General features: G+C 62.5%; 5 protein-coding genes. All 5 read left to right on the top strand.

Features of this window, described 5'->3' with window-relative positions; genetic code table 11:
* The coding region (locus AC1DWF_RS16245; RefSeq protein WP_476841828.1) for an ABC transporter ATP-binding protein C-terminal domain-containing protein at window positions 1–1,395 on the top strand (1,395 nt) is incomplete at its 5' end.
* The gene (locus tag AC1DWF_RS16240) at window positions 1,392–2,120 is read left to right on the top strand and encodes an ABC transporter ATP-binding protein (protein ID WP_476841827.1); all 729 of its coding nucleotides are present in this window, start codon (window positions 1,392–1,394) and stop codon (window positions 2,118–2,120) included. The genes AC1DWF_RS16245 and AC1DWF_RS16240, both read left to right, overlap by 4 nt.
* Before the next feature lie 11 nt (window positions 2,121–2,131).
* A complete protein-coding gene (locus AC1DWF_RS16235) occupies window positions 2,132–2,479 on the top strand; it encodes a DUF6867 family protein (protein ID WP_476784158.1) in 348 nt (115 codons plus the stop codon).
* 144 nt (window positions 2,480–2,623) lie between these two features.
* The gene (locus tag AC1DWF_RS16230) at window positions 2,624–3,742 is read left to right on the top strand and encodes a branched-chain amino acid ABC transporter substrate-binding protein (protein WP_476841826.1); all 1,119 of its coding nucleotides are present in this window, start codon (window positions 2,624–2,626) and stop codon (window positions 3,740–3,742) included.
* A gap of 190 nt (window positions 3,743–3,932) precedes the next feature.
* Entirely contained in the window at window positions 3,933–7,391 is a 3,459-nt protein-coding gene (pyc, locus tag AC1DWF_RS16225) for a pyruvate carboxylase (protein ID WP_476787785.1), read from the top strand.
* The last annotated feature ends 7 nt before the right edge of the window (window positions 7,392–7,398 follow it).

Here is a 7,398-nt window from a genome sequence, read left to right as displayed (position 1 = left end):
CCGGAACTCCTTTGCCTCGACGAGCCGGCCGCCGGTCTCAATCCGAAGGAATCGTTGGCGCTCAACACGCTGCTTATCGACATCAAGGAAAATACCGGCACGTCGATCCTGCTCATCGAGCACGACATGTCGGTGGTCATGCAGATCTCCGACCACGTGGTGGTGCTCGAATACGGCCGCAAGATTTCCGACGGCGACCCGACGTCGGTCAGGACCGATCCGAAGGTCATTGCCGCCTATCTCGGCGTCGATGACGAGGAAGTCACCACCGTCCTGGTCGAGGTCGGCGACGAGCAGGTGATCGAGGAACTCGAGGGCGTGCCTGATCCGGCGCATGGTCCAAGCGCGTCATCGTCGATGATGGCCGGTCCGGTCAGCGACACGATCAGTCACAGCGATGGCGACGGCGAGATCGTGACGGTCTCCAGGGGCGCGTCGAAGGCGGCGCAGGTCGAAGCCCGGGATGCCAGGATTGCTGCCGAGCCAACCACCCAGGCTGCTGCGGCCAAGGCGAAGGCGCCGAAGGCAAAGTCCACTGCCGCACCTGCCGCCGGACTGATGGCTTCACCCAAGCCGGCAAAGGCTGCACCCGCAGCAAAGGCTGTTGCCAAACCGAAGGCACCGGCCAAAACTGTTGCTTCGGCCGCTCCGGTCGCCAAAGCTCCTGTAATGGTCAAGCCGGCGGTGGTGAAGGCCGACGCGTCGAAAGCGGTTGCAAAACCGGCCAAGGCTCCGGCTGCGAAACCAGCAGCCAAGGCGGCGGCAAAACCTGCGAAGGTTGCACCGAAGGTAGCGACCACAAAGGCTGCGTCGGCGAAAGCCGCCATGGCAGCGCCGGCTTCAAAAGCAGCGTCAAAAGCTGCGGTGCCAAAAGCTGGCAAGCCGGAGCCAAAAGCAGCGGTCGTCAGATCCCCGGTGAAGGCAGCGTCCGCGCCCAAGGCTCAAGCGAAATCGGCCAAGCCGGCTGCCGCACCAAAGGTCGCGGCGTCGGCCAAGCCTGGAACGAAGCCGCCGGCCAAGCCGGCCAAGGCACCGGATGCCAAGGCAGCCGTCATAAAAGCCCCCGCCGCCAAAGCGCCTGTCGCCAAGGCTGCGCCGGCCAAGGCGCAGGTCGCCAAGACCATCGCCAATGTGCTTGCCGCACCGCGCGGCGGTGTGGCGGACCGGCTGATCCTGATCAAGGGCATTGGACCGGTCAACGAGAAGAAGCTCAACGACCACGGCATCTTTCATTTCGACCAGGTGGCGGGGTGGAAGAAGTCCGATATCGCGGCGGCGGAGGCCTACCTCGCCTTCGACGGACGGATTGAACGCGAAGATTGGGTAGGGCAGGCCAAGGCGCTGGCGCGTGAAGCGGCCAAGCCGGCGAAAGCCAAGCGCGGAGGTGGCAAGTGACGGCTAAGACCTTGCTCGACATCAAAGGTGTCGAGACCTATTACGGCAATATCCGAGCGCTCAGCGGCGTCGATGTCTCGGTCAACGAAGGCGAAATCGTCGCCCTTATCGGCGCCAACGGTGCCGGCAAGTCGACGCTGATGATGACAATCTTCGGCACGCCCAGGGCGCGCCGCGGCACCATCACCTTCGCTGGGACCGATATCACCGACCTGCCTACGCATGAGATCGCCAGGCTGCGCATCGCACAGTCGCCGGAGGGACGGCGCATCTTCCCGCGCATGACGGTGATGGAAAACCTGCAGATGGGCGCAAGTCTCGACAACCTCAAATATTACGATGAGGACGTCGAGAAGGTGTTCACCCTGTTTCCCAGGCTCAAGGAGCGTATCGCTCAGCGCGGCGGCACGCTTTCCGGCGGCGAGCAGCAGATGCTSKCCATCGGCCGYGCGCTGATGGCGCGGCCCAAGCTGCTTCTGCTCGATGAGCCGTCGCTCGGCCTGGCGCCGCTGATCGTCAAGCAGATCTTCGACGCCATTCGCGAGCTCAACCGGACCCAGGGCCTGACCGTGTTCCTTGTCGAGCAGAACGCCTTCGGCGCACTGAAGCTCGCCACGCGCGGCTACGTCATGGTCAACGGCTTGGTCACGATGAGTGGCACGGGCAAGGACCTTCTCGCCAATCCAGAGGTTCGTGCGGCCTATCTCGAAGGCGGCCGCCACTAGGAGGATCCATCATGCACGGCATTCTCTACGAGGAAGCCTCGATCTGGCAGTTCTTTTTCGTCACCTGCGTCTTGGGCGGATGGGCGGCCTGGATGACTGGTCGCGCCTGCGCGCAGACCTGGCGAAGCTACACTAAACTGGTGCTCTACATACTAGGGCTAGGTATCGCTATACGCTTTATCCATCATGCGTTGTTCGACGGCACGATGTTTACGCTGCAATTCTATATCGTCGACACTATCGTGCTTATGGCGTTTGCACTGACTGGTTATAAATACACGCGAACAAACCAGATGGTCACGCAATACAATTGGCTTTATGAAAAGGTTTCGCCTCTTTCTTGGAGATCGAAGTCCTGAGGGGCAAAGGCCAAATATCGGCGCCGATTCGCCAATGAATCGGCGTGACAACTGCCGGAAAATCGGCAAACTCACCTTTCTGCGATATGGGTGGGCATCGCAAGAAAGAAACTCCACGCCCACTCAATTAATGGGAGTGTTTCAATGAGAAAGTCACTTTTGTCGGCTGTTGCACTGACCGCGCTCGTAGCGTTCAGCGGCAGCGCATGGGCCGATGTCATCGTCGGCGTCGCCGGCCCGATCACTGGCCCCAATGCTGCCTTCGGCGCGCAGCTTCAGAAGGGCGCCGAGCAGGCTGTTGCTGACATCAACGCAGCCGGCGGCATCAATGGCGAGCAGATCAAGCTTGTTGTCGGCGACGACGTCTCCGATCCTAAGCAGGGCATTTCGGTCGCCAACAAGTTCGTCGCTGACGGTGTCAAGTTCGTCGTCGGTCACTTCAACTCGGGCGTTTCGATCCCGGCTTCGGAGGTCTATGCCGAAAACGGCATCCTCGAAGTCACCCCAGCTGCTACCAACCCGAAATTCACCGAGCGTGGCCTGTGGAACGTGTTCCGCACCTGCGGCCGTGACGATGCGCAGGGCGGTATTGCCGGTGCTTATCTCGCGTCGAAGTTCAAGGACGCCAAGATCGCCGTCATTCACGACAAGACGCCTTACGGCCAGGGCCTTGCCGACGAAACCAAGAAGGCGATGAACGCCGCCGGCGTGACGGAAGTCATGTATGAAGGCGTCAACATCGGCGACAAGGATTTCTCGGCACTGATCGCCAAGATGAAGGAAGCCGGCGTTTCGATCGTCTATTGGGGCGGTCTTCACACCGAAGCCGGCCTGATCATCCGCCAGTCGGCTGACCAGGGCCTCAAGGCAACGCTCGTTTCGGGCGACGGCATCGTCTCCAACGAACTCGCCTCGATCGCCGGCGACGCCGTTGCCGGCACGCTCAACACCTTCGGTCCGGACCCGCGCCTGATCCCGGAGAACAAGGGTCTGGTCGAGAAGTTCCGTGCCGCCGGCTTCGAGCCGGAAGCCTACACGCTCTACTCGTATGCCGCGATGCAGGCGATTGCTGAAGCTGCCAAGGCTGCCGGCTCGACCGACACCCAGGCAGTTGCCAAGGCTCTCAAGGAGAAGGGCCCGTTCAAGACGGCGCTCGGCGACATCTCCTTCGACGAAAAGGGCGATCCTAAGCTGCCAGGCTACGTCATGTACGAGTGGCAGAAGGGCGCCGACGGCAAGTACACCTACRTGCAGCAGAAGTAATTCTGCAAGCACCGCCAACCAACAGATGCCCGGCGCTTCGCGCCGGGCATTTTTTTGTGCCGCAGAAAATATGGCTGTCTGACGCTACGGAAATTAAATCGATTTAGGGGTGTGGGTTTTCGGTTGCACCGCAGCATTTTCCCGCTAATCATTCGCCGCCTCTTAAATATCCAGCGTCTGGAGCGTTTTCGTGCCGATCAGCAAGATCCTCGTCGCCAACCGATCTGAAATCGCCATCCGCGTCTTCCGCGCGGCCAATGAGCTGGGGCTCAAAACCGTGGCGATATGGGCGGAAGAGGACAAATATTCGCTGCATCGCTTCAAGGCCGACGAATCCTACCAGGTCGGCCGTGGACCCCATCTGACCAAGGACATGGGTCCGATCGAAAGCTATTTGTCGATCGAAGAGATCATTCGTGTCGCCAAGCTGTCCGGCGCTGATGCGATCCATCCCGGCTACGGCCTGTTGTCGGAGAGCCCGGAATTCGCCGAGGCCTGTGTCGCAAGCGGCATCACCTTCATCGGCCCCAAGCCCGAGACGATGCGCCGCCTCGGCAACAAGGTCGCTGCACGCAACCTCGCCATCGAAGTCGGTGTGCCGGTCATCCCGGCGACCGACCCGTTGCCCGACGACATGGACGAGGTGAAGAAGCTCGCCGCCAGGATCGGCTATCCGGTCATGCTCAAGGCGTCATGGGGCGGCGGCGGTCGCGGCATGCGCGCTATCCGCAGCGAAGCCGATCTCGCCCGGGAGGTCGTCGAAGGCAAGCGCGAGGCCAAGGCGGCGTTCGGCAAGGACGAGGTCTATCTCGAGAAGCTGATCGAGCGCGCCCGTCACGTCGAAGTGCAGGTGCTGGGCGACACCCACGGCAACGCCGTGCATCTGTTCGAGCGCGACTGCTCGATCCAGCGCCGCAACCAGAAGGTCGTCGAGCGCGCCCCTGCGCCCTATCTCGGAATGGCAGAGCGCAACGAGCTGTGCGAGCACGCCCTGAAGCTCGCGCGCGAGACCGCCTATATCGGTGCTGGCACCGTCGAGTTCCTGCAGGACGCCGACAGCGGCAAATTCTATTTCATCGAGGTCAATCCCCGCATCCAGGTCGAGCACACCGTCACCGAACAGGTGACAGGCATCGACATCGTCAAGGCGCAGATCCACATCCTCGACGGCTTTGCCATCGGCACGCCGGAGTCAGGCGTGCCGGCCCAGGCCGACATCCGGCTCAACGGCCATGCCTTGCAGTGCCGCATCACCACGGAAGATCCCGAGCAGAACTTCATCCCCGATTATGGGCGCATCACCGCCTATCGCGGCGCCACCGGCTTCGGCATCCGCCTCGACGGCGGCACCGCCTATTCGGGCGCGGTCATCACACGCTTCTACGATCCACTACTGGAAAAGGTGACCGCGTGGGCGCCGACGCCTGAAGAGGCGATCGCACGAATGCACCGGGCGTTGCGCGAGTTCCGTATTCGCGGCGTGGCGACGAACCTGACCTTCCTCGAAGCGATCATCACGCACCCGGCCTTCCGCGACAATTCCTATACCACCAAGTTCATCGACTCGACGCCCGAGCTGTTCGCCCAGGTCAAGCGCCAGGACCGTGCTACCAAGCTGCTCAACTATCTCGCCGATGTTACCGTCAAYGGCCACCCCGAGACACGCGGCCGTGCTGCGCCCAACCCGGAAGCCGCAGCACCCGTCGTGCCATGGTTCACCGGCCCGATCCCCGATGGCACCAGGCAGAAGCTCGACCAACTCGGCCCGGAGAAATTCGCTGCCTGGATGCGGGCGCAAAAGCAGGTGCTGATCACCGACACGACCATGCGTGACGGTCACCAGTCGCTGCTGGCCACGCGCGTCCGCACCCACGACATCGCCAAGATCGCCGGCACCTACGCGCGCGCTCTGCCGCAGCTTCTGTCGCTCGAATGTTGGGGCGGGGCGACCTTCGACGTCGCCATGCGCTTCCTGACCGAAGACCCGTGGGAGCGGCTCGACAAGGTGCGCCAGGCAGCGCCCAACATCTTGTTGCAGATGCTTTTGCGCGGCGCCAACGGCGTCGGCTACACCAATTATCCCGACAATGTCGTCCAGCATTTCGTACGCCAGGCTGCTGCCGGCGGCGTCGATCTGTTCCGCGTTTTCGATTGCCTGAACTGGGTCGAAAACATGCGGGTGTCGATGGACGCCGTGGGTGCCGAAGGCAAGCTCTGCGAGGCGGCGATCTGCTACACCGGCGACCTGCTCGACCCGAACCGCGCCAAATACGACCTGAAATATTATGTCGGGCTCGCCAAGGAGCTGGAAGCCGCAGGCGCCCACATTATCGCGGTCAAGGACATGGCCGGCCTGCTCAAGCCAGGTGCGGCGCGGGCGCTGTTCAAGGCGCTGCGCGAGGCGACCGATCTGCCGATCCATTTCCACACCCACGACACGTCGGGCCTGTCGGCAGCGACGGTGCTGGCTGCTGTGGAGAGCGGGGTCGATGCCATCGACGCCGCGATGGATGCCTTCTCCGGCAACACCTCGCAGCCTTGCCTGGGCTCGATCGTCGAGGCCCTGCGCGGCTCTGACCGCGATCCGGGGCTTGCGCCCGAATGGATCCGTCGCATCTCGTTTTACTGGGAGGCGGTGCGCAACCAGTACGCAGCCTTCGAAAGCGACCTGAAGGGGCCTGCCTCGGAGGTCTATCTGCATGAAATGCCCGGTGGCCAGTTCACCAACCTCAAGGAGCAGGCGCGCTCGCTCGGGCTTGAAACCCGGTGGCACGAGGTGGCGCAGGCCTATCATGACGTCAATCTGATGTTCGGTGACATCGTCAAGGTGACGCCGTCTTCGAAGGTGGCGGGTGACATGGCGCTGATGATGGTGAGCCAGGAGCTGACCGTCGCCGATGTCGAAAACCCGGCCAAGGACATCGCCTTCCCGGATTCGGTGGTGTCGATGCTGCGCGGCGATCTCGGCCAGTCGCCGGGCGGTTGGCCGGCAGCGCTGCAGAAAAAGGTGCTGAAGGGTGAAAAGCCGATCACGGCGCGCCCCGGCTCGTTGCTCAAGGCAGCCGACCTCACAGCGAACCGCAAGGAGGTCGAGACCAAGCTTGGTCGCAAGCTTTCGGAAAACGAATTTGCCTCGTGGCTGATGTACCCGAAGGTGTTTTCGGACTTCGTCCACGCGCAGGAGACCTATGGACCCGTCAGTGTCTTGCCGACGCCGGTCTATTTCTACGGCATGGAGCCTGAGGACGAGGTCTTCGTCGACATCGAGAAGGGCAAGACGCTCGTCATCCGCTGCCTTGCCATCGGCGACGTCGATGACAAGGGCATGGTGACGGTGTTCTTCGAGCTCAACGGCCAGCCGCGCCGCGTCAAAGTGCCGGACCGCGCGCATGGCGCATTGGCGCCCAAGGTCCGGCGCAAGGCCGAGGCCGGCAACGATGCACATGTCGGCGCTCCGATGCCGGGCGTGGTCTCGACGCTTGCCGTCTCAGCCGGCCAACCGGTCAAGGCGGGTGACGTGCTCCTGTCGATCGAAGCCATGAAGATGGAGACTGCCCTTCACGCCGAGCGCGACGGAACGATCGCCGAAGTGCTGGTGCGTACCGGCGACCAGATCGACGCCAAGGATCTGCTGGTGGTCTACGGCTGATTGCTTG

It is taken from the genome of Aminobacter sp. P4_D5 (assembly GCF_056401815.1).
The sequence above is the reverse complement of the archived record's forward strand: the minus strand, read 5'-3'. Positions and strand labels throughout refer to the sequence as shown.